The following is a 21,138-nucleotide window of genomic DNA, read 5'->3' as shown; positions in this document are numbered from 1 at the left end:
CGCCTGGTCAGCTTGGCATCGTGCGCGTTGGGGTGGATCGGCGATCAACGCAGGAACGCGATGGGCGGCCACCTCTCGCAGCAGGGATTTACGCGCTTTGCGAAGTCGAAAGCGAGGCTTTCGAGGGTAGCGGCGCGAACGATGGCTTTTGGTCCCCAGGCTCCGAGCGCGAGCCGGGCTGGCCAACCGTGCGCATCCGATATTTGCGCACATATGGCGATACCCCGCTCACCATCGAAAACTTACGCGAACGGTTGCCACACCTCTCGCCGTTACTGCTCAACGGATTTCAGGCCGCGTCGTTTCCGCTCCCCGCCGAGGATTTTCGCACCATCATGGAGCTTATGGGCGAAGATTTGGATGCGCTCGCCGCAGATTTACCGGAAAATCCCACTGCGGATGCGCTCGCGGCACTGCAAGACAAATACAAGAATGCGAGCCCGGAGGTTAAGGAACGCTTGAGCAGGTACATCGAGCGTGGCGAAGTCGGCGCGCTGGTCAAGAAAGCCAACGGATACAAGTGCCAAGTCTGCCGAGGCCCTCGGCCTACATCCGTTCGGATTCAAGAAGAAAAATGGCGATTTCTACGTCGAAGCCCATCACGTGATGCCGGTTGCGAAAAGAGGAGGTTGGCTCTTTAGCCGCGTCGAACATCATGACGGTTTGCGCCAATCATCATCGCCAATTGCATTACGGTGGCGTCCAGGTGGCGATCGGCACGACAACCTTCGACATGACGTTCGACGATGTTGCGATCAACATCGCCCGTCATATCTAAGAGTTCGCGTAAGTCTGAAGATCGGACGCAGTAATGTCCTTGGCTTCCATTAACTTGTAATGTTGCTCCCTGACGATCGACACCTCGTTCCCGTCGAAGTGAAGTTGGAACATCGCGATAACATCGTTCGCCATGAATTGAGCCGTAACCGGCCGAGCCAGGCAATTTTTGCTATCGTTCTTCGCCTTGGCAAAAGACCGTGTCCTGGATCGTCTGGCGTCCGGAACCGCCAAGGAAGCGCTTAAGCTTATTTTTCAGAACTTTTTGTCTTTTGTATCGCATTGCCACAGGACTAGGACCCCCCATCCTGCCGCTTTCAAGGCGGAGATCGAGCGGACGTCGCGCTCTTGATTTTTGATGATTTTCGCCTCCCAAAATGCCTGGTTCGACTTAGGCAGTCGACCTTTTCCGCAGTCATGGCCGTGCCAAAAGCAGCCGTGGACAAATACAACTTTCTTGAGCCGGGGAAGAACTAGGTCGGGTCGGCCCGGCAGTTCCTTGCGATAAAGCCGAAAGCGGAAACCCAGCGCGTGGGCGACCCGTCTCGCTGCAAGCTCGGGTACGGTGTCCGTACCGCGTATTCGCGACATTCGCTCGGATCGTGCCTGAGGGCTGAGATTATCGACCATCCCATCCAGATAGGCCGCGACCCAAGGCTTGTCACGGCTTGTATCGCCTGCCGACGATTTTGGTGTGCGAGCCCCTGCGTCGCGCTATGATCTGCAAATTGGGACGCCCGCCCAGATCCGCCGATTTGCGCCGCCCGGCAAAACGAATGCGCGCGGCATGAGATTGAAATTTATTGAAATGATGTAGCACCACTTTACTTATGGCGAACGCGAGCACCAAGGCGGATTTAGGTTTGAAAAGCCTCTCGACCGAGAGTGTCGATATCGATGGAGATTGTGTTGGCGAGCGCTGGCTCGCGACCGACGATAAAGGCTTGGCCAAACTCATTGCCATCGTCGCCATGGGGCAAGCCGCTTACGCGGCACAAATTCTTCTGGGGCTCGCGGCTACGGAATATAGCGACGCACAACTGAGAGCCGAAGCGCGCATCAAGCTCACCGTGGACGAAACCAAAGCGAAACCTCGGATTGGATATCCGCAAATTCAACGCGATGGCTTCATATTCGAGTCGATCTCATGGCTCGCTGCCCGAGCCGCATATCCAGGCGTTTTGATCAAGGCCCCTCATATCAGCTCCACGACACAAGGGCTCGACGGGCTCATGATCGAACTAAACAAGGATAAGTCGGGAATTGGGCGAGCTCCGGATATTTGAAGATAAGTGCACGGACAATGCCCGAAGCTATTTCCTCGGCCGAGTGATCCCGGAATTTCAAAAACGGCACAAGAACGAGCGTAGCGCGGAGATTATTTCGGCGGCAACGACTTTTGATTCAAACGTCGGGCGTGGACGAGGCGACTGCCGTCAAGTTCTCAGCAGCGGTAACGGATCGCGCACTGCGTCGTTATAGGGCCTCGTTTGCAGTTACTGTCGACAGTCAAGACGAACGAAAAAAGCTCTTTGCCGATTACAATAGGATCGACAACATCACTCAAGATCAACGCATCGGCGCAAGCTTCGTCGTACCTGCGAAGATGAGAACTTGGTTCGACGGACTTGGGAAACACGCGGTGGCGTATCTCGATAGTTTGGAATGCGAAAGCTCGTAAATGTTCGACGCGACCACCGCCGCACTATTGCGCTCTGCGCCCGCGATGCCGGGGCTCGATCCTGCAGATATTCCAGCGCTCTTGACGGCTCACTATGCGAATTTGGCTTCCGCCCGCCTGCGTGGCATTGGCGACGATAGCGACAGCGAGCTAATCGAGGGCTGGACCCTAGAGCGAGTTGCCGACACCTACGAACTCGCCACATCCTTGGCTTTCAATGGCGAAGCGCGCCGGCCCGCCGCGTTCGTGGCGGCAACGGCACAGCAAATCCTGTTCCGCCGCCAATCTTCGGTCGCCCCGGACGCCCGAAAACCGAACGTAGACGAGAGATGAGACTTGATCCCAGCCTCGCGGCGGCAGTCTTGTTCCTGGCCGCCGAGCAATATGCCGATGCCAACGAGGCTGCCGATTCAATCGTTCCTGCCATCGATGGCCAGATGTACGAAGCAACAATACTCTCGGAAAGCATCGTAGATTTGGCCAAGGGCCGCCTTTCATCGATTCTCGCGCGATCTTCAAGATGGAGGGGACGGGATCGGACTGCGGACTTGGAAGAACGGGCTCTAGCCGCTCTTTTAGAAGCCCTGGTCACGGGGATAGAATTGCTGGCGGCATCTATCATGCTGCAACCAAGTTCGTCACCCGCTGCCGGACGTTTCGACAATGCACGATCTGCTTTCGAAGCCGTGCTGCAATACTCTGCCACGTCGGCCAGCGATTTGCTTTCTAGCTTCGGAGACAACGTGGTGCTTGCTTATCCAGGTCCGCATCATTTGGCCTCCTTGCTGATAGCGGCGACGGACGGCCTGGCGCAAGCGAGCCTGATGGCAACGCCGCCGCCGGATGGAGCCAACGTAACCACCTGGAACAATTGGCTCGGTGCCCGGGCCGCTCTGACGCCGTATGTCTGGCCTAATCACCGAGAGGCAATCAACAACAGATTCTACCTGACGGGCGTGTCTGCGGTTGTGGTTCTTCCGACGGGCGCAGGAAAGACCACGATTTCTTCATTGAAAATTGCGGGAGTACTAGCGCGGGGCAAGACGGTCGTATTTCTAGCCCCCACGCATGCGTTAGTGGAGCAATTGACCAACGATCTGCAGAAGATGTTTCCTGCCGATATCATGGGCTCGTCTGTTTCGAACGACTTCGATCTTTTGATGCTCGACGAAGCAACGCTCAACGACATCGAAGTCATGACGCCCGAGCGCTGCCTGGCGATGCTGTCTTTCGCCCCCGAGGCCTTTGCGGACGTGGGCTTGCTCGTCTTCGACGAGTGTCATCTGCTTAGTCCGGAGAGCGACACTTCCGTAGAGCGTTGGATGCAATTCTCTGCGTCCTTGGCTTTCATCATGTCGCGCCGGATGCCGATATGCTCTTTTTGTCTGCGATGGTCCGGAATCCGAAGCAGCTCGCCGGATGGATCGAAACCCTGACCGAGCGCCCCTGTCGTTCGATCGATTTGCCTTGGAAACCAAGCAGGCAGGCACGTGGTGTTATCGTCTACGACGAAGCCGAACTTCAAAAGGCACGATCGGCAGGCAAGAGCGCACAAATTTCGGGAAACCTGGCCGCCAGGAAGATTGCAAAAGATCTGCGTCAGGCCGCTAAGAATACGCTGAATGCCCGTCCCTTCGCGATTTGGGGACTTCAACACAATTGGCTGTCCGAAGATACCGTCATGAGCATAACGACGGCGGTGTCCGACGAACCTGTATTGCTTGCAGGGGCGTGGCACCCGACTTATGGCGTGAGATTGACACCCAATGCTAACGTATTGGCGACACATCTCGCGACTTCCGCGGCAAGAAACGGTTTGAAAACCATTGTCTTCGTGAACACCAAGGCCGACGCGGTGAACGTTGCGGAAGTTGTTTCGAAAAATATCGGCCGAAAAGGTCGAGCCCACCGAATTCCGAGAGCGAACGATGGGCCGCTCTGGAGGAGGAACTCGGCGGACTTAGGCACGCCGTCGTTTCCGGCCCTTCTGCCGCCGTTCCCCATAATTCGGCAATGCTCAAACTCGAACGAAATTTGTGCGAGAGCATGTTCGAACGTTCGGATGGCGCGTCCGTGATCGTAGCCACGCCAACGCTTGCGCAAGGTCTAAATTTGCCTGCACAACTCGCAATACTTGCAGGCGACAAGCGCGCCGCGAAGGAAACGAAGCGGGAAGCGCTGAAAGCACACGAAATTCTGAACGCTGCCGCAAGGGCCGGGCGCGCAGGGCATCTGGCGAACGGACTCGTGCTTTTGATTCCCGAACCGGTGATATCATTCGAGAAGTCCGACGAAGTGTCTTCCGAGACCATCGAAAAACTAAGGTCTGTTTTGCCGGAAGACGATCATTGCGTCACCGTATCCGATCCACTCGAAATCGTTCTCGACCGATTGATGGAGGGGCACGACACCGATTTGGATGTTCAATATACGGTCAATCGGTTTGCGGTGTTGCGCGAAGTGGAGGGAGGCACGGAAGAACCAACGGTTCTTTTCGACCCGAGGAAATCTTTAGGAGCATATATCGCCAAATCTGAAAATCGCGATAAGGAATTTGTCGCCAAAGTTGTCAAACTTAAAGCATCGATCACAGCGGCGATGCCGGGCGCTCTCGACGACGCGACCGCACTCCTCGCAACGCAGAGTGGCTTGTCCGCGCAGCTGCTTATGGATTTACGCAATCATATAAAGGACGAGATCGGAGAGCTGCCGATCACGATCGAAGGCTGGCTGGAATGGGTCCTCGCGTGGTTGGATAAAGATAAAGTAGCTCGTGAAGGGCTCGTCGGAGACATTGCTGGAAAACTCTGCACCGCGCTCGGTAAAGGTTCGAATGCAATGCTTGAAGATGGTGATTTGTCCAAATTGCTTCCAGCAATGCGCAGCTGGATAAACGGCTATCCACTGAAGCAAATCGAAATAGACCTCGGAGGAAATCCGGACGATACGGGACCTAAACGTCTGTGCCCCAGGGCCCGGGAGTTGGTGGGAAGCATCATTCCGAAGGGGCTGTCGTTCACGATGAGCCTCGTTGCGAAAGTCGTTAAAGACCTCGATCCATTCGAAGAGCAGGCGGACCTTAGCGCGGATGTGGTCGAAGCCTTGGGAACCGCCGTGCGCAAAGGTTACGACACTCCCGAGAAACTGTACTTCGCGCTTGGAAATCCCGATATTCTAAGTCGCGTGCCAGTTCGTACGGGTGTTTGCCGAAAACGAAGATTGAACTCGCCGATTTAATTGCGGTGCTCTGGACGAGAATGCCGCGAGGTTCTGGGCAAACGCGACCATGGGGGTCTCGGGGGAGCTTGGAGGCTCCGCCCGAGCACGATGGAACGGCGGACGTTCCTCTATGGTGCGGTGCCGGTGGAGCGGGAAAGCTCCAGGCCCGGCGAGTGGGTTCGAAGGGCGGCGATACGCCCTTTCGTCGATGGGGGCTGAAGGCATCGCCTTCCAGCTGGGAGAGCGAAGTCTCCCCATGAGTGTTCAACCGGCGAGGGACGCAGAACATGGTGCGATAGTGACTTATGGTGGGAAAGCTACGGCACTTCCGTGCGATTCATGAAGCGGGTCACGCCGTAATCGCACGGAAGGTCGGCCAATCGATTGCTTCCGTAAGTGCAGTAGCCCGCAACTCTGCCGCCGTGACGGCCTCTTCCGCACACCAGTCCAAAAATGTTGATTCGAGTGACGGGGTCGCCGCTTACCGCGCCGATGCTATCGTCGCGTTGGCAGGGTCGTGCGCAAATCGGCTGGACGCTCCTAGCCTAGCCGCTTTCACTATTCCAGATCCTTTAGCGACCAACGACGAAGACTTCGTTCGAGCACGTAGTTGCGTTTACAGAATGATCTGCATCGAAGATAGCCTCCCATACAACTCGGAGTCCGGCGAGGTTTCCATGGGCCCCGCAGTGGTAGAGAAACTTCGACACCGCTTCGGAGAAACGCTCGCCGAAACAGAAGCCTTGGTAGAGAGGCATTGGAAGGCCATCGCAAGAGTCGCCAAACATCTAAGCGCCACGAAACCATTGCGCAACCCGAACTCGACGACCTGATCCGACGAGCCGAGCGGACCTAGCCCCCTGTCGAACTCAGACAACGAGGCAGCGCGCCAACTTTAAGTGGCGAGCGCCGAAATGTTGTTCGTAAAACAGCCAATTTCGGGACAGTCATCTCTCAATCGAGTGAAGCGACCAGTACCGTCGCAATGGTTCCGCCTATTCCGGGCATCGAATTACGGACAGTCGCGCGTCGTCTTCGGTAGCTTAGAGCACGTCAGCTTTTGACGTTCGTCTCAACCGACCGAAAGCGGATATATGGAAGTTCCGCGCACCCCTGCCCTGTCTCTCGGACAGCGGCCCGAACATCACTAAAAATTCGACGTCTGATCTTAGAAGCAGCGAATAGAATTTTGAGCCTCCGTCAAGGCTTTCCACGTTGGCTCAGCCATGCGTTCAAGCCGACCTTCTGTGTTGCTCCCTGCGGCCAAGGCGAATAGCCTTTCAACACAAGAACGGATGAGGGAGGTGACCAGATGCACACATTGTGCGGGCACAATAGGCTTGCTTTCCACTGCACCGCAGCATTGGCGGCGCTGACGATAAGTTTTTCGCCTGCCGCCGCGCTCGATCGCTCTGTTGTTGGAAAGAACGGCATGGTCGTGGCCGGCCATCCGCTGGCGGTTCAAGCCGGACTGAAGGTTCTGCAGGCGGGCGGTACTGCGTGTGACGCAGCGATCGCAACGGCGACGGTCCTCAGCATCGCAATGACCGACATGATGGGTCCGGCCGGCTCGGGCTATGCGCTGCTCTGGGAACCGCAGAAGAAAGAACTGTCGTCGATTGATTACAACGGGGTCGCGCCCGCGGCCACCGATCCGAAAAAATTCGATATGGCGAAGAAGCTGCGCGGTCCGATCGCCCCGACCGTGCCCGGCGCCCTGAAAGGCTGGGAAGCCGTGCACAAGAAGTGCGGCAACCGCCCATGGGCGGAGCTCTGGACCGACGCCATCGGCTATGCGGAAAACGGCTGGCCACTCGATACCGAATCCAACTTTCACATTAAACGGCACATCCCGGAAATCGGCATCAACGAGAGCTGGGCCAAAGAGTTTCTGGTCAACAACGATGCGCCCGGGCCGGGCTATGTACTCAAGCGGTCCGATCTCGCGCAAAGCTACAAGGCGTTTGCAGCTAAGGGATCCGACGCACTCTACAACGGTGAAGTCGGCGACAAGCTGGTCGCCTTCATGAAGAAGGAAGGCGGGCTGATCTCCAAGGACGACCTCACCAAGTATCAGGTTAAGTGGAGCCAGCCGATCCAGACCACCTATCGCGGTTACACGGTCTATGGCGTGCCGCCGAGTTCGTCCTCCATCACTTGGATGCAGATCCTCAACATCCTCGAGGGCTACGACCTGAAGGCGATGGGCCACAACTCGGCGGATTATCTCCACCACTTCATCGAGGCGTCGAAGCACGCTTACATGGATGGCTATCGCCACAATGCCGACCCGGCCTTTGTGAAAGTGCCTGTCGAGCGGCTTCTGTCGAAGGAATGTGCCGGCGAGGTTCGCCAGAAGATCGCCGACAAGGCCTGGGCGCTGAAGCCGGTCAAGCAGACGTGGCTCAACAAACCACAGGTCGGTACGGCAACTTCGCACATGACCGTCATCGACGAATGGGGCAACGCCGTGTCAATGACCAACACGCTCGGCACCTTTTTCGGCGCCGGCGTCGTGGCCGAAGGTACCGGCCTTGTCCTGTCCAACGGCATGGACTGGTTCGACATAGACGTGAATATCTGGACTGGCGAACAGCCCGGCGCGCTGGTGATGCATCCCGGTAAGCGCAACCGGTGGACGCTGGCGCCCGGAATGCTGTTCAAGGACGGCAAGCTGTCGATGGTGGTGGGTGGCGCCGGTGCGGAATCCACAATGTGGGGTATCGCGCAGCCGGTCGTGAACGTCATCGACTTCGGCATGGAGCCGCAAGCGGCTCTCTATGCGCCGCGGTTCCGCTATGGTGACATCTATCACTATACCGGTGGCACCGAGACGTTCCTCGAGCCCGGAATGAAGGCCGACGTTCGCGACGCGCTGATCGCACGCGGACATTCCATGTCGCCGGTCGACAAGCCGCGAATTCCGGCCCGCGGGACCACACAGATGATAACCGTCGATCAGAAGAACGGCACGTTCTTCGGCGGCGCTGCTCCGCAGGGCCGCGACAATCTCGGCGCCTACTAGCGCAACAGTGCGCTCGGCACGCGCTCACAAATCACCGCGATCGGTCCAGGACCGGTCGCGGTCGCTAGGAAAACAAGGGGACCTGACATGAACTTCATTCGCACCGCAGCGGCTGTCCTTTTTCTTGGCGCGCTTGCGCTTGCGAGTGCGGCATCTGACGCCGATGCCCAGGCCGCGAAGAAGCTCGAAAAGCCGGTTCTCGTCACTTCGGCAGGTCAGGCGCTCGATGCCTTCACCGTCAAGACACTGCTTGGGCGGGCCGGCGTCGACAACAATTACGATCCGAAGGCGACGGCCGCGGCCCTCGATGGCGTCAAGACCGTGATCATAGCAGTCGGCGTCTCGAACAAGGGATTTGGGCAGGCTGGCATCACGGCGGAATCCGAGATGGCGCGGACCAGGGCCATCCTCGACACCGCCAAGGCTAAGGACATCCGTGTTGTGTTCGTGCATATCGGCGGTGCCGAACGGCGCAAGGGACTTTCGATACAGTTCATCGAGGCGGTCGCGCCGGTAGCGGACCAGCTGATCGTGACCAAGGACGGCAACGTCGACGATTATTCCGAGAAGGTGTCGAAGACCTCCAACGCGCCGCTGCTGCTGATCGACCAGTCGCTGGAAGTCGGGAAGGCACTGGCAAAAATCGATGGCGTCGAGTTGACGATTCGGTCGCGGCGCGTGTCGTGATCGATGCTTTCCTTACATCCTTGACGGCTCCGCTGCTCGATCAGGTGACGCCCGAAGCCCGCTTTTTCACAGCTCTCGCCGCAGGGAGCGTCGCCTGTCTGGTTTCTAGCGATCACGGCTGCAGTCCAGCGCAGGCGCCTCGGCCGCATTCCCACTCGCATTCATGTCGCCGGAACGCGCGGGAAATCCACGGTCACGCGGCTGGTCGCCGCGGGTCTGCGCGCGGGCGGCCATCGTGTCGTTGCCAAGGTAACCGGAACCCAACGCCAAGCTGATCCGTCCCGATGGCAGCGAAATCCTGATCAAGCGCTGGGGCGCCGCCTCGATACGTGAGCAATCGGCGTTTCTGCGGGCGGCCTCGCGCAAGAAAGCCGACGCGATCGTCGTCGAGGCGATGGCGATTGAGCCGGAATATCTCGGAGCGCTAGAGCGCTTCTATATTTGCGCGACCGACTTGGTGATCACCAATGTCCGCCCGGACCATCAGGAGCAACTCGGCGACGATCCGGACGCGATGGCGCTCGCTATTGCACGCGCCCTGCCGACCGGTGCGCGCGTCATCGTCACGGCGGAGGCAGCGACACCCATCATCCGCGCCGAGGCCCAACGGCGTCATTGCGAATTGATCGTCGTGGAAGACATTGACGATCACGATCCGGATATTGCGAACCTGATGCTCGCAGGTGCGGTCTGCCGGCACTACAAGATCGACGAACCCGGCGCCGAGGCGGCCATGCTGGCCGCACGAAAGGACATCGGCGCCTTCGCGCTGCAGATCAAGAGACGCTCCATGGGCGCTCAGTCCGCTTCGCCAACGCCTTTTCCTGCAACGACGTCGGTACCATTCCGGCAGTTATGGCATCGGCACCAGCCGCCCGGCGTCCCGGCAGCATTTTTTGTTCAATGCGCGAAACGACCGGCCGTTGCGAAGCCGCCAATTCCTGGAGATCCCTGCCTCTGCTTTCCGCAGGACGCCGCGTTGTTGCATCACTCAGGGCTCTCGCGTGCTGCTTCGTTACGCGATTGACGCCGGGTTCGACCGCAGCCCGCGTGCATCTTCTCGCCCATGGACCAGCGGGAGGAGCAGCTTGCGCGCATCGCAAGCCGCGTTGCCGAAGGCACGATCGTCTGGGGAACAGGGGGTTTCCGCGGCGCCGGCGCCGACATTGCCGCATTTGCGAATGCTGCGGCCCGCCCATGCTGACTGTGACGCTCATCATCGGGGTTCTGGTCGGCCTGCTGCTGGCGGAGATCACCGGCATCACCGCGGGCGCGATCATCGCCCCTGGATATATCGCGCTGCTTCTCGACCAGCCGAAGGCCCTGCTCGGCGTGATCGCGGCGGTGATTGGTACGCATGTGATCGTGTCTGTGGGTCCTGGCGCCATGGCTGTCGCTCTATGGCACGCGTCGCCTGACAGTCACGATCCTGGTCGGGCTCATTCTCGCAACCGGGATCGGCTACTCGCGCAGCGAGTTCGTCTCCGAGACCCTGATCTGGGCGGGACTTGGGTACATCGTGCCGGGCTTGATCGCGCATCAATGGTACCGGCAGGGGTTTCTGGCGACCTTTGCGATGCTCGCGATTGCGGCCTCGATCACGCGCGTTCTGGCGCTGATGACCATGGCGGTGCTGCAGTGACATCCTCATTCGCGCCGATCTGGACGAGCGATGCCGCCAGCGGACCCGCCAGGCCTCCACTCTGGCTGATCGCCCTTGGGTGCCTTTGCGTCGCTGTCTGGCAGGGCACTGAAGCGCTGATCGCGCAATGGCCGCACGCGCGCGCCGACGACCTACGTAACGCGGCGCTGACGGCGAAGACTGCACAGGCAGAGGTCGGCGAAGGCCAAGGAAAAGCTGCAACTGATGCAGCCGCCAGACATCGACCCAAACCGGACAGGAATGATCGGCCCGGACTGGAGTGAAACCACGACCACGATCGGAGAGGTTCAGGCGAAACGAACCACGACGAATTCCGTACCTCGCAGCCGCGATCGCGCGCGTCCTCATCGGCCTTCAGCCGAAGCCGGGCGCGGCCGTCGCAATCGTGGCCTCGAGTTCGTTTCCTGGCGCCAACATTGCCGCGATCGCGGCGGTCGAGGCGCTTCGGGCTCAAGCCGATTATCATCAGTTCGCTGGGATCTTCGATGTTCGGTGCCAATGATCCGGAATTCGGCTGGCTCGATATGGAGGCCGACGATCGCGGCGCAGCGGTACCCTGCGCGCGCGTACGACAGCGGTGGTGCTTGGCGGAGAAAGCGCCACGGCGGGGCGGTGAACAGGCACTGGCCGCGAGATGCTAATTCGCGCGGCGCAGCGCCACGGGTATCAGCCGATCGTTGCGAGCGACTTCGCCGCACTGAAGCGGCCGGTGATGGCCGTGATCAACGAAGTAGCGCCCGAAGGGGTGATGGCGGTCATCCAATGTCGGCGGCTCGGTGCTCGGGATCGGAACCTGTCTCTGACGCCTACGGCCTGCCGAGCGGTATCATCACCAGAAAGCTGCCCTGCGATCGGGGCGTTCCAGGACTCGTGCACGACTTTGCGGCACGCAATGTCCCGGCGCTGCACCTCCTCAACATCAAGCGCCTCGCGCTGGACTGGGGCCTGCCATTCGACCCGGTCCCGCTGCCGACGATTGCCCAAAGCAAACGCGTTTACGGGCGCCTGCCGCTTTCGCCGGATATTCCCTGACGGACATTCAGCATGGTCGATATCTTTTGGGTTTTCGTAACGATGGCGGCCATTCTGGTGGTGACCGGGCTGCTGCGCTGGCCGCTGCCGATCGGACTTATTCTCTCAGCTATCGGCGGCGCCTTGATTGCCGGCTTCGGCCTTCCGTTCCGCCATCTCGTCGAAGGTGGCTTCGGTTATCTCAATCTGATCCTCGCACTGTTCGCCGGCGCGTTCTTCGGGCAGGTCATGCGGCAGGGCGGCGCAGCCGATGCTCTCGCCGCCTCCGTCGTATTCTCCGAAGCGCCCGTTGCTCGCACTCTTCGCAGCCGGCCTGCCGCTGTTTCTGACCGGTATGTTCACCGGCATCGCGGGTGTGGCCGTGCTGACCAGCCGGCACCTTTGCCGCGGCGATCCGCGAACCGCGCAGGGCTGCCGGCGGTGCCAGCAGCGGCCTACATCGCGCTGATGGGAACGCTCGGCATGATCGCTCCGCCGCTCAATGTTCCGGCAATGGTGATGGCTGACGGCGTCAACATGCCTTTCGCCGGCTTTGCGACCAGCCTGCTCGGCACTATCTCTGCCCTGCGCCGCCTTTGCGTTGCTGACGTTCGCACGCGGCATCGAAGCGCCGCCGGCTCTTGCAACTGCTGCCGCAGATAACCGGCGACGGAGACGCTGCGCTCGGTGCGATTTCCATTCTCGGCATCATCCTGTTCTGGGCTATCATTCGCTATCGGCCGACGATCGCGTTCGATCCGAGCATCCCGCTGGTGCTGGTCGTCGGCGCCTTGACCGGCCTTTTCATGCTGTCGGCCCGTGGCTGGACCGACGTCGCCCGGCAGGTTTTCTCCGGCACCGCGCCGCTGATGCTCGCGGCCGTGCTAATCGCAGTCGGCGTGCTGGTTCAAATCATGGCGCTGACCGGCGTACGCCGGCTGGCTCGTCATCAATGCGATGTCTTCCCAGAGTCTCCTGCGATCTACGCGGCGCTCGCTGGCCTTCCCCTGCTTCGGCCCCGGCGCTGACATCGATCGGTGTTTTCGAACTCGCTGGGCGTTCCGTTCGCCTTCGCGTTCATCCACCAGGACATGATCCTGAATATTAGCGCGCTGTCTGCGATCTCAGCTCTTGCAGAACTTCTGCCCGCCCACGGCAATCTCGACCGCGCTCGCGGCCTACGTCGCGGCAGTACCGACGAACCGTGGACGATCATCCGCGCGGCCTTGCCGACATTGTTGCTGCTGACGGTGCTCGCCGTGCTGATGCTGATCTTCAATCCGATCCTCGCGCCATATCTGAGGTAAAGCGGCATATCATGACAGCTGACATCCTCGTCTTCTGGATATATCGCGGCTTCGCGATCTTCATCGCGCTCGCCATGGTCGTCGTGATGTTGCGATCAAACGACTGGCGTCCGCAATTCTATGCGATGCTGGTGTTCGTCGTTTTCGCGCTGCGTGCCTCGGGAATAAAATGAAGAGCAAAGTCTCCATCACCGGATCTCTCTTCCTGCTGGCCAGCATCGGCATCGCCATCACCGCAGGCGCCAGTTTCAACGCGATGCACAACCCTGAGCCTATCTATCCTGGTCCAGGCGGTCAGCCAGTCGCGCCCGCTCAGCAGCTATTTTGGCGCGTTGGCTGGTACGCCCGGCGATACGCCGGTTTTCATTCTCGACGGCAAGGAGCCCGGCGCGCACCTTCGTGCTGCTTGGCGGGACCCATCCGCAGGAGGTTGCCGGACACGTCGCTGCAACACTGGTGGTAGAGAATGTACAGGTCAAAAAGGGCCGGTTGATCGTCATTCCGCAGGCGAACCGGAGCGGATTTACCTACACCGAGCCGCTGGAGGGTTTCCCGCACAGCTATGACATCGACACGCCGAACGGAAAGCGCCGGTTCCGCTTCGGCATGCGCCTCACCAATCCAATCCATCAGTGGCCGGATCCGGACGTGCAGACTCACAATCCGTCTGGCGAAGAACATGGTCGGTCTGGAGGCGCCGCAATCTCAACCGGAACTACCCCGGGCGTCCTGATGGACGCTTCACCGAGCGGGTCGGCCACGCGATAACCGAGGTCGTGAAGAGGGAGAACTCGACGCTCGCGTGCTGGACATGCACGAGGCCTGTCCCGAGTATCCGATCATCGACATGATCGTCGCGCATCAACGCGCCTTCGAGATCGGAACAATTGCCGCGCTGATGTTGAAAAGCCGCGGCATTCCGATGGATGTGCTCGCCTCACCTGAAAACCTTCACGGGCTGAGCCATCGGGAATTTGGCGACCACACACCGAGCTTCGCTCTGTTGTCGGAGACTGCCAGCCCTGCCATGGGGCGCTTTCGCGGGCGCACTGACCAGAGCCTGATCACGCACGGTCAGGACAAGAACTACGAGATTGCCCACGCCCTCGGGCGGCTGTTCGTACCGTTTAGCAAGGAGGGTCACCCGCTGCAGCACCGAGTCGCGCGCAACATGGCGACCATCGAAGAGATCGTCGCGGCCTATAACGAGGGCAACAAGGGCAGCGAAATTGTTCTAGAAGGCCTGCCCGGCTATGACGATGTCATGAAAAAGGGGATCGGCGCATTTCTTCGCAGCGGACCCGCTGCCCAGGTATTGCCGGGCGGTTAGGTGCGCGCTGCGGATCACCCGACATCTAAAAAATCTTTTCTGCGCCCCCAGCGTACGTCCGTTGTTGGCAGCCCACGTCGGAACGGATGCAATTTGCGCCAGCGTACTGAGACAGGTTCGCACATTCAGTCGGCCGCCGCGCGATGCGAACCCGTCTCTGAAGACAATCAGCGCTCGAACCTGCATCGAAAGCGTTAAATTTGAACCGGTCTCTGCGCGAAAATCCGAAAACGGCTTGGAAAGGCATTTTCGGGAGTTAGAGACAGAGCGCGGAAGCGCGGCAGCGTCGATGAAACAAGGCTTTGTAGAGACGCAACCGACCGCGAAACTCAGCCGTGCTCGCGCTGAGACTGGCGGGACACCAGGAAAATTTGTGACGAAATTCCTAGTGTGGTGGACCATGTTTGATTCGAACCTTGTCTCCGCGTGCGATGCACAACAATTCACGGAAAATTCCATAAATGAACGGGCTGCGTGATCGTATTCAGAAAAGTCTCTCGTGAAAACAGGCACTTCTGCGCCTGCGACCTGTAGCATGTCGACTGACTAACGACAGGGCCCAGGCACAGGAATTATTTCGTAGAGCAGCGGACCCTTCCAACGTTCGCTTTGGTAAGCGGACCTCAGCTGTAGGGCGTCCTCCAGATAGTAGCCATTAATGGGGTCTCGGCCCGGCGCTGTCGCCGAGAATTCGGCGAGCTTTATAGCTGTGGACTGCAGGGTGTCCCGCAACGAAGCTAATCTCGCATGCGGCACAACTCCGCGTCGTCCAGCTAGAAGCAAAACGGCATCAAAGACTTTTTCAGAATTCATAGCGAGCGAGATTAGGTGTTCGCCGCTCGGACCGTGTACGCCATTTAGCCAATTCTTCGCAGTACGTTCCTTGGCATTACTCCATCGCATTAAAGTTTTTACGGCCTGATGGCTACTGCCGAGCTCGGCTTGGAGCGCGTGAGCAATCGTTGCTGCGTATTTGCGCCCTTGCGATGACCGACACATAGGCAACTTCTTGCCCGTTTTCGGAAAAGCATTTCGGTCATTCATGACTATTATCGCCTCAGTGACCGTCCTCACCATACCGATGGCATCGCGATGAGCCTGTACGAAAACACCTCTATCGCTCCTACGACCAAGACGCCGAGGTTCGCTGCAGAATATGTTCGCATGTCGACGGAGCACCAAAAATATTCAACCGAGAATCAATCGGCGACGATTTCAGAATATGCCGACCGTCGGGACATTAAAATCGTCAAGACGTATACGGATAGCGGAAAGAGTGGTCTCAGCCTTGATGGCCGCGATGCACTTAAGCAATTGATCGCCGATGTTGAGAGCGGAGCGATCGAATTCTCTGTAATTCTTGTATACGACGTCAGCCGTTGGGGGCGGTTCCAAGATGCAGACGAAAGCGCCTATTACGAGTACATTTGCAAGCGGGCCGGCATCGCCGTTCTCTATTGCGCCGAACAGTTCGAGAACGACGGAAGCCCTGTTTCTACCATTGTTAAAGGCGTGAAGCGTGCCATGGCTGGCGAGTACAGTCGGGAGCTTTCAGTAAAGGTTTTTGCTGGCCAGCGAAGGTTGATCGAGCTCGGTTATAGGCAAGGCGGGCCCGCAGGATTTGGTTTACGCCGACAGCTTCTGGCTGAAGACGGAGCTTGGAAGGATCAACTCAAAGTTGGTCAACAGAAAAGCATTCAGACCGACCGCATTGTTCTCGTCCCGGGCCCAGCTGAGGAGATCCGAACGGTCAATCGGATATATCAGTCGTTCGTAAACGATCGGAAAGGCGAGGCTGAAATTGCGGAAGCTCTTAATCGCCAGTATTCCCACCGACCTGGGCCGCCAATGGACCCGGGCCATGTTCTACGAAGTTCTGGTCAACGAGAAGTATATCGGAAACAATGTTTGGAACCGGTGTGTCCCACAAGCTGAAGGGCCGACGCCGCGTGAATCCACGACTCGAGTGGATCAGGAACAATGGCGCTTTTGAGCCTGTCGTGGACCTAGCGCTGTTTCAGGCCGCGCAATCGCGAATTTGCGAGAGGTCTCGTCACTTTTCGGATGGGGATCTCCTCGATTTTCTAAGAGGCATTTTGGACACGCACGGCCATGTATCGGGCCTCTTAATCGACGAAATTGAACTGGGGCCCTCCAGCAGTACGTACCGGCAGAGATTTGGTAGTCTCGTTCGAGCCTATGACCTGATTGGTTACTCCCCTGGTCGGGATTTCCGATACATCGAGATCAACAGGTCGCTGCGGAGGATGTATCCAGCTCTAATTGAGCAGGCGATCTCAGGGATCAGTCAAATAGGTGGTCAGGCGCTTCGGGATCCCGAATCCGATTTGCTCACTGTGAATGAGGAGTTTACCGCGTCTCTGTGCATCGTGCGCTGTCACGACACACCTGCCGGCTCATTTAGATGGCATATCCGGTTTGACATGGGGCTAAGGCCCGATATCACGGTCGCAATTCGGATGAACCATACCAATAGCGGAATTTTGGACTACTACCTGCTGCCTCGCTTCGACATGGACGCGCTGCATGTGAGATTAGGAGGAAAGCAACGGTGTTGCACTCGATGCGTACCAATTTTGCGAACTCAGACGCGCTGTTCTTTTTGGCAGCGCGATCACAACTCATGGAGTTGTCGCAATGACAACGCTCAGCCGTAGAGATAATTCCAATCAGCTCGATAAACGTTCCAAATCCAAGGGCGAAGAAATCGCAAGGCATTTAAGGAGATCGTCGGCAGCATTGCTGCACTTGGCTTGAAGAGACCTATTACCGTGCGTCGTAGAATGGACGGAGCCGTCGCTCAATACGATGTCGTGTGCGGCCAAGGGCGTCTCGAGGCCTATCAAGCGCTCGGTCAGCGCGAGATCCCGGCAATCGTTGTAGACGCCTCCAATGAAGATAGCGCAATAATGAGTTTGGTTGAAAATTGTGCGCGGCGTCGGCACCGATCAATCGATTTGCTGCGCGACATCGAAGGTTTGCGAGAGCGGGGATACGACTTTGATGAGGTTGCCCGAAAGACGGGTCTTTCCCCGAATACGTTTGAGGGGTCAGCAACTTGTTAGAAAACGGCGAGTTGCGCTTGTTGCGAGCGGTGGAGGCCGGTCAAGTCCCTATTTCCGTTGCTGTTTTGATCGCAAACTCAGAAGACACCGAGGTTCAACAAATCCTACAGCAAGCCTATGAAGATAGGCTGTTGCGCGGCCGGCGCCTCATGCTTGGCAAAGCAACTGATTGAGCAAAGGCGCAGGCGGGGGAAAGGCTACAAAACCGGGATGGCGCCCAACTTCGATTAGGACAAACGTTGAGCTCGAACGCCCTGCTTCGAGCCTATCGCGCGGACGTAGATCGGAAAAAGGTCCTGATTCGAAAATCAAACACAACGAGAGAACGGCTGACGTTTATTGTAGAGGCGTTACGCAAACTGTATGGCGATGGCGAATTTATCGGAATATTGGAAGCTGGCTACCAGATTCGTTGCCCGAGAGTCTTGCCGGTAGATTGCACATGTGAGTATCAACTACTGCACGCCGCATCCAAGTATCCGTTCGAATGGGTTTCGAAGAGCGGCCCGCGACGATAAGGATCGCGGACATCCAACCGCTCAAGCTCGTGGGCGACGATGTTAAGAAGTCGGCGAAGTTCAAGCAAATCGTATCTTCGATTGATGAAGTTGGCTTGGTTCTACGGCCCGTGGTTTCGCGCTGCAAGGATAACAGTGGTCGTTACTTACTGCTCGACGGGACTTCTCCTGCGCTTGGAGGCGCTCAAGCTGGGCGGTGCAACGGAGGTCGACTGCCTAGTTTCGACAGACGACGAAGCATTCACCTACAACAAGAGAGTTACAGAATTGCAATAATTCAAGAACATAGAATGATTTTGAAGGCCATTGAGAATGGAGTATCAGAGGCGCGAATCGCGAGTCTCTTAACGTGGACGTAGGCAGCATTCGTCGGAAGCGTCGGCTGCTAGGGAATTGTCAGGAAGCCGCCGAACTTCTGAAGGACAAACACATTGCTCTGAACACGTTTTCCGAGCTGAAAAAGCTGAATTCGATACGGCAGATAGAAGCTGCGGAACTAATGATAGCAATGAATAACTTTTCAAACAGCTACGTTCGGTCCTTGGTCGCGGCGACGCCCAAGAATCAACTTGCCGCTGGATTTAAGCCACGTCAGCCGAAGGGCCTGTCCGACGATCAGTTGGCGCTCATGGAGAGAGAATTAAGTTCTGGCCGAGAGTTCAAAGTCGCAGAACAAACTTACGGTGCAGACCATCTCGATCTCGTGTTAGCCCACGGCTATATCGGGGAAGTTGAAATGGCCGTGTTGTCTCTTACCTTGCGCACAATCATCGTGAATTTCTGTTCCAGTTTCAGAAGCTAAAGCGAATCTGAACTCAGCGCTGGTAACGGAGGCATTTCGGAGAGATAGCTGCTTAGGCGATAATCGTAAATCGAAGCGGGCTACCGATCGACGATACGATCTTCATCTTGTGCGGGCCTCTCGTGAGTACCGTTCAATTCGGAAACTCCTGTGGAGACCGGTTCGTATATTCAGCGTGCCACCACACTTGATACGAACCCGTCTCCAGAAGCCGAGTGGCACTCTGATTTGCGTTGAGAGCGTTAGATTCGACCCGTCTCTGCTCTGAAAGTTCGAAATACTTGGAAAAGTATTTTTGGGGGTCAGAGACGCAGCGCGGAATTGCGGGCGCGTCAGTGAAATAAGGCTCTGCGGAGACTTCACTGAACTCGAAACTCAGCCGTGTTCGCACTGAAAGTGGCGGGACACGAGGAAACTTTGTGACAACATTCCTAGTGTGGTGGGCGCACAAGGATTTCGAACCTTGGACCCGCTGATTAAGAGTCAGCTGCTCTACCAACTGAGCTATGCGCCCGGGCCACTCACTCGCCATCAGGCGAAGCGCGGCTGGCTTACCAAGGCCTTTGCGGTGTCCAGCGAAGGTGCGACTAAATTCGCCCGCCGCACGTCTAAATCCACGGGTCGAGCTGAAATCCTGCCGCCTGACGCGCGCCGAACCGGAACCACGCGCTCTCCAGGCACCGTCCGGCTGTCCAGCAGGACAAAAACCCTCCGCAGCGCCCTGACCAGACCGCCCACGCCCTGCTCCGCCGCGGTTTGCGCTAGCGTTTGCCCCCTGGAAGCGGCGCAGCCTCGTCCGGATCCGGCTGGTGGTGCAATTCCTCGGTCTTCCGGTCGCGGAGCCGATCCATCGCGGGACTGCGCCGCTTGGCCCGCCAGGACCACATCCCGTAGCCCAAGGCTCCCGCGAGCAGCACCACCAGACCAACATTCAACAACAGCCACATCCAGCCGCCCGCTTGCCCGCTCATTCCACATCTCCTTCAAAACGCCGATTTCGCTGCCGGCCTCGGCGACCGTGGGACGGCGAGTTCGGACCTGTCAGGGCGTCAACGCGCGACGCTTCGGGCCGATCCCGCGAAGATGCGAACCGTGACAAAACGCCGGGTTTCAAAAGAAAAGGCCGCCGGGCGGGGGGTCCCGGCGGCCTCCGGTAAGGCGGCGATTGTGGGGGCTGGGGGGCTCAGAATAATCGCCGCTTCCGTAGCTAGAACCATTGTCGCCAGGTCAGATGTCGCCTCGCTGGATCCTAATCGTCATTACGGTCCGGCCGCCGAACTCGAAACCAGGCAATCTGCGCTGTCACACCGGCAAAAGCGCCATATCCCGTCTCCACTCACGTCAAACTAAGGCGGGACTGCCGCGCTTCAACTTAAATATCGGACAGGTTTCCCGTTCCTGCGCCTGGTTGGCCGCGACCGATTGCCACTTTGCAGCCCCTTTTTGTGCGCGCCAGCCATTGTCATCGGCTAGACTTCGCCATGGCCGGGTCAACCGGCTCAGCGGGCAACCGGAAAAAAAACAACCGGGCCACCGGGACGCGAAACGAACAGGGAGAGACGCAATGCAAGGCATCAAACGCCGCCATTGGCTGGCGCTATTGGCGGCGGGACTGGCGACCGCGATCGTCGCCACCACCTCGCCGCTCGCGCAATCGCAGGAACGCAAGTTCATCCGCTGGTCCACCTCGAGCGCGGACTCTATGGCTATAAGGCGGCCGCCGCCATGGTGAAGGTCGCCGAGGAAGCGCTGGGCGGCGAATACACCATCACCGTCAATCCCTATCCCGCGACCACCGCCGCCATGAAGGCCGCGATGGATGGCAACGGCGAGATCGGCTACACGGCCGATGTCGGCATGACGCAGCTTTACGCTGGCGAGGGCGGCTTCAAGAGCTACACGCCAGGCAAGAGCAAGCTGGTCCACACCTGGTATGCCTATCCGATGGAATCCTTCATGGCGGTGCCGGCCGACAAGGCGGCCCAGAGGTGCTGATGAGTTCTGTAACAGTACGCAATTAACCTTAGCAATA

Annotated in this window: 28 protein-coding genes, 1 tRNA gene and 1 pseudogene; 26 read left to right on the top strand and 4 right to left on the bottom strand. The window is 58.3% G+C overall.

Features of this window, described 5'->3' with window-relative positions; genetic code table 11:
* The first annotated feature begins 32 nt into the window (after positions 1-32).
* Positions 33-641 (top strand): EVE domain-containing protein, encoded by a 609-nt coding sequence (locus AC286M_RS37425; RefSeq protein ID WP_488209233.1) that lies wholly within the window; start codon positions 33-35, stop codon positions 639-641.
* Here AC286M_RS37425 and AC286M_RS37420 read toward each other — a convergent pair.
* Positions 638-943: a hypothetical protein gene (locus AC286M_RS37420; protein ID WP_488209232.1), complete on the bottom strand. Its 306-nt coding sequence runs from the start codon at positions 941-943 to the stop codon at positions 638-640. The two genes, AC286M_RS37425 and AC286M_RS37420, sit on opposite strands and share 4 nt — an antisense overlap.
* Before the next feature lie 89 nt (positions 944-1,032).
* Complete coding sequence (locus tag AC286M_RS37415; RefSeq protein WP_488209231.1) at positions 1,033-1,407, bottom strand: very short patch repair endonuclease; 375 nt, start codon at positions 1,405-1,407, stop codon at positions 1,033-1,035.
* Between the two features lie 28 nt (positions 1,408-1,435).
* Here AC286M_RS37415 and AC286M_RS37410 point away from each other — a divergent pair, with 28 nt between their 5' ends.
* The 24 genes and pseudogenes from AC286M_RS37410 to AC286M_RS37295 all read left to right on the top strand — a co-directional run bounded on the left by AC286M_RS37410 (position 1,436) and on the right by AC286M_RS37295 (position 19,106).
* The gene (locus tag AC286M_RS37410) at positions 1,436-1,594 is read left to right on the top strand and encodes a hypothetical protein (RefSeq protein ID WP_488209230.1); all 159 of its coding nucleotides are present in this window, start codon (positions 1,436-1,438) and stop codon (positions 1,592-1,594) included.
* A 13-nt stretch (positions 1,595-1,607) separates the two neighbouring features.
* Complete coding sequence (locus tag AC286M_RS37405) at positions 1,608-2,063, top strand: hypothetical protein (protein ID WP_488209229.1); 456 nt, start codon at positions 1,608-1,610, stop codon at positions 2,061-2,063.
* Between the two features lie 113 nt (positions 2,064-2,176).
* Complete coding sequence (locus tag AC286M_RS37400; RefSeq protein ID WP_488209228.1) at positions 2,177-2,458, top strand: hypothetical protein; 282 nt, start codon at positions 2,177-2,179, stop codon at positions 2,456-2,458.
* Positions 2,459-2,791 (top strand): hypothetical protein, encoded by a 333-nt coding sequence (locus tag AC286M_RS37395; protein WP_488209227.1) that lies wholly within the window; start codon positions 2,459-2,461, stop codon positions 2,789-2,791. It abuts the gene before it with no gap.
* On the top strand, positions 2,788-3,894 hold the full coding sequence (locus AC286M_RS37390) for a DEAD/DEAH box helicase (protein WP_488209226.1): 1,107 nt from the start codon (positions 2,788-2,790) through the stop codon (positions 3,892-3,894). The genes AC286M_RS37395 and AC286M_RS37390 overlap by 4 nt, the downstream gene beginning before the upstream one ends.
* Complete coding sequence (locus AC286M_RS37385; RefSeq protein WP_488209225.1) at positions 3,849-4,535, top strand: hypothetical protein; 687 nt, start codon at positions 3,849-3,851, stop codon at positions 4,533-4,535. The genes AC286M_RS37390 and AC286M_RS37385 overlap by 46 nt, the downstream gene beginning before the upstream one ends.
* Positions 4,472-5,695, top strand: coding sequence for a P-loop NTPase family protein (locus AC286M_RS37380; RefSeq protein ID WP_488209224.1), 1,224 nt, complete (start codon positions 4,472-4,474; stop codon positions 5,693-5,695). Before AC286M_RS37385 ends, AC286M_RS37380 begins: the two co-directional genes overlap by 64 nt.
* A 1,345-nt stretch (positions 5,696-7,040) precedes the next feature.
* Complete coding sequence (gene ggt / locus AC286M_RS37375) at positions 7,041-8,702, top strand: gamma-glutamyltransferase (RefSeq protein WP_488209223.1); 1,662 nt, start codon at positions 7,041-7,043, stop codon at positions 8,700-8,702.
* Between the two features lie 87 nt (positions 8,703-8,789).
* Complete coding sequence (locus AC286M_RS37370) at positions 8,790-9,389, top strand: DUF6305 family protein (protein WP_488209222.1); 600 nt, start codon at positions 8,790-8,792, stop codon at positions 9,387-9,389.
* Positions 9,390-9,783: 394 nt separating this feature from the next.
* Positions 9,784-10,416, top strand: coding sequence for a hypothetical protein (locus AC286M_RS37365; protein ID WP_488209221.1), 633 nt, complete (start codon positions 9,784-9,786; stop codon positions 10,414-10,416).
* 170 nt (positions 10,417-10,586) lie between these two features.
* Complete coding sequence (locus AC286M_RS37360) at positions 10,587-11,315, top strand: poly-gamma-glutamate biosynthesis protein PgsC/CapC (RefSeq protein ID WP_488209220.1); 729 nt, start codon at positions 10,587-10,589, stop codon at positions 11,313-11,315.
* A 499-nt stretch (positions 11,316-11,814) separates the two neighbouring features.
* Positions 11,815-12,084: a hypothetical protein gene (locus AC286M_RS37355; RefSeq protein ID WP_488209219.1), complete on the top strand. Its 270-nt coding sequence runs from the start codon at positions 11,815-11,817 to the stop codon at positions 12,082-12,084.
* A gap of 12 nt (positions 12,085-12,096) precedes the next feature.
* On the top strand, positions 12,097-12,726 hold the full coding sequence (locus AC286M_RS37350) for a hypothetical protein (RefSeq protein ID WP_488209218.1): 630 nt from the start codon (positions 12,097-12,099) through the stop codon (positions 12,724-12,726).
* Positions 12,705-13,091, top strand: a complete 387-nt coding sequence (locus AC286M_RS37345) for a hypothetical protein (RefSeq protein ID WP_488209217.1) — start codon at positions 12,705-12,707, stop codon at positions 13,089-13,091. Before AC286M_RS37350 ends, AC286M_RS37345 begins: the two co-directional genes overlap by 22 nt.
* 9 nt (positions 13,092-13,100) lie before the next feature.
* Positions 13,101-13,370, top strand: coding sequence for a hypothetical protein (locus tag AC286M_RS37340; RefSeq protein WP_488209216.1), 270 nt, complete (start codon positions 13,101-13,103; stop codon positions 13,368-13,370).
* Between the two features lie 11 nt (positions 13,371-13,381).
* Positions 13,382-13,543, top strand: coding sequence for a hypothetical protein (locus tag AC286M_RS37335; RefSeq protein WP_488209215.1), 162 nt, complete (start codon positions 13,382-13,384; stop codon positions 13,541-13,543).
* 151 nt (positions 13,544-13,694) lie between these two features.
* On the top strand, positions 13,695-14,138 hold the full coding sequence (locus tag AC286M_RS37330) for a M14 family metallopeptidase (protein WP_488209214.1): 444 nt from the start codon (positions 13,695-13,697) through the stop codon (positions 14,136-14,138).
* Between the two features lie 34 nt (positions 14,139-14,172).
* Positions 14,173-14,700, top strand: a complete 528-nt coding sequence (locus AC286M_RS37325) for a hypothetical protein (protein WP_488209213.1) — start codon at positions 14,173-14,175, stop codon at positions 14,698-14,700.
* A gap of 1,092 nt (positions 14,701-15,792) precedes the next feature.
* Positions 15,793-16,266: pseudogene (locus AC286M_RS37320) on the top strand (recombinase family protein); the annotation flags it as partial.
* A gap of 295 nt (positions 16,267-16,561) precedes the next feature.
* Positions 16,562-16,693, top strand: coding sequence for a hypothetical protein (locus tag AC286M_RS37315; RefSeq protein WP_488209212.1), 132 nt, complete (start codon positions 16,562-16,564; stop codon positions 16,691-16,693).
* 274 nt (positions 16,694-16,967) lie between these two features.
* The gene (locus tag AC286M_RS37310; RefSeq protein WP_488209211.1) at positions 16,968-17,378 is read left to right on the top strand and encodes a hypothetical protein; all 411 of its coding nucleotides are present in this window, start codon (positions 16,968-16,970) and stop codon (positions 17,376-17,378) included.
* Between the two features lie 33 nt (positions 17,379-17,411).
* Complete coding sequence (locus AC286M_RS37305) at positions 17,412-17,786, top strand: ParB N-terminal domain-containing protein (protein ID WP_488209241.1); 375 nt, start codon at positions 17,412-17,414, stop codon at positions 17,784-17,786.
* On the top strand, positions 17,780-17,959 hold the full coding sequence (locus AC286M_RS37300) for a hypothetical protein (protein ID WP_488209210.1): 180 nt from the start codon (positions 17,780-17,782) through the stop codon (positions 17,957-17,959). The genes AC286M_RS37305 and AC286M_RS37300 overlap by 7 nt, the downstream gene beginning before the upstream one ends.
* A 694-nt stretch (positions 17,960-18,653) precedes the next feature.
* A complete protein-coding gene (locus AC286M_RS37295; RefSeq protein ID WP_488209209.1) occupies positions 18,654-19,106 on the top strand; it encodes a plasmid partitioning protein RepB C-terminal domain-containing protein in 453 nt (150 codons plus the stop codon).
* A 437-nt stretch (positions 19,107-19,543) separates the two neighbouring features.
* Here the strand turns inward: AC286M_RS37295 and AC286M_RS37290 are convergent.
* Positions 19,544-19,620 (bottom strand) — tRNA-Lys (locus tag AC286M_RS37290).
* Positions 19,621-19,867: 247 nt separating this feature from the next.
* Positions 19,868-20,077, bottom strand: coding sequence for a hypothetical protein (locus AC286M_RS37285; RefSeq protein WP_488209208.1), 210 nt, complete (start codon positions 20,075-20,077; stop codon positions 19,868-19,870).
* A gap of 616 nt (positions 20,078-20,693) precedes the next feature.
* Here AC286M_RS37285 and AC286M_RS37280 point away from each other — a divergent pair.
* Positions 20,694-21,101 carry a hypothetical protein gene (locus AC286M_RS37280; protein ID WP_488209207.1) on the top strand — a complete coding sequence of 136 codons (408 nt, stop codon included), beginning with the start codon at positions 20,694-20,696 and terminating at the stop codon, positions 21,099-21,101.
* Positions 21,102-21,138: the final 37 nt, after the last annotated feature.

This window comes from Thainema salinarum CENA647 (assembly GCF_057732415.1).
This window is presented reverse-complemented; position numbering and strand designations above follow the sequence as displayed.

Coding starts and splice junctions, on each gene's coding strand:
- AC286M_RS37360 (WP_488209220.1), top strand. CDS start 10,587: ATGCTGACTGTGACGCTCATCATCGGGGTTCTGGTCGGCCTGCTGCTG.
- AC286M_RS37335 (WP_488209215.1), top strand. CDS start 13,382: ATGACAGCTGACATCCTCGTCTTCTGGATATATCGCGGCTTCGCGATC.
- AC286M_RS37355 (WP_488209219.1), top strand. CDS start 11,815: ATGTCGGCGGCTCGGTGCTCGGGATCGGAACCTGTCTCTGACGCCTAC.
- AC286M_RS37350 (WP_488209218.1), top strand. CDS start 12,097: ATGGTCGATATCTTTTGGGTTTTCGTAACGATGGCGGCCATTCTGGTG.
- AC286M_RS37315 (WP_488209212.1), top strand. CDS start 16,562: ATGTTCTACGAAGTTCTGGTCAACGAGAAGTATATCGGAAACAATGTT.
- AC286M_RS37405 (WP_488209229.1), top strand. CDS start 1,608: ATGGCGAACGCGAGCACCAAGGCGGATTTAGGTTTGAAAAGCCTCTCG.
- AC286M_RS37380 (WP_488209224.1), top strand. CDS start 4,472: ATGCTCAAACTCGAACGAAATTTGTGCGAGAGCATGTTCGAACGTTCG.
- AC286M_RS37415 (WP_488209231.1), bottom strand. CDS start 1,407: ATGGTCGATAATCTCAGCCCTCAGGCACGATCCGAGCGAATGTCGCGA.
- AC286M_RS37390 (WP_488209226.1), top strand. CDS start 2,788: ATGAGACTTGATCCCAGCCTCGCGGCGGCAGTCTTGTTCCTGGCCGCC.
- AC286M_RS37365 (WP_488209221.1), top strand. CDS start 9,784: ATGGCGATTGAGCCGGAATATCTCGGAGCGCTAGAGCGCTTCTATATT.
- AC286M_RS37370 (WP_488209222.1), top strand. CDS start 8,790: ATGAACTTCATTCGCACCGCAGCGGCTGTCCTTTTTCTTGGCGCGCTT.
- AC286M_RS37285 (WP_488209208.1), bottom strand. CDS start 20,077: ATGAGCGGGCAAGCGGGCGGCTGGATGTGGCTGTTGTTGAATGTTGGT.
- AC286M_RS37385 (WP_488209225.1), top strand. CDS start 3,849: ATGGTCCGGAATCCGAAGCAGCTCGCCGGATGGATCGAAACCCTGACC.
- AC286M_RS37310 (WP_488209211.1), top strand. CDS start 16,968: ATGTATCCAGCTCTAATTGAGCAGGCGATCTCAGGGATCAGTCAAATA.
- AC286M_RS37395 (WP_488209227.1), top strand. CDS start 2,459: ATGTTCGACGCGACCACCGCCGCACTATTGCGCTCTGCGCCCGCGATG.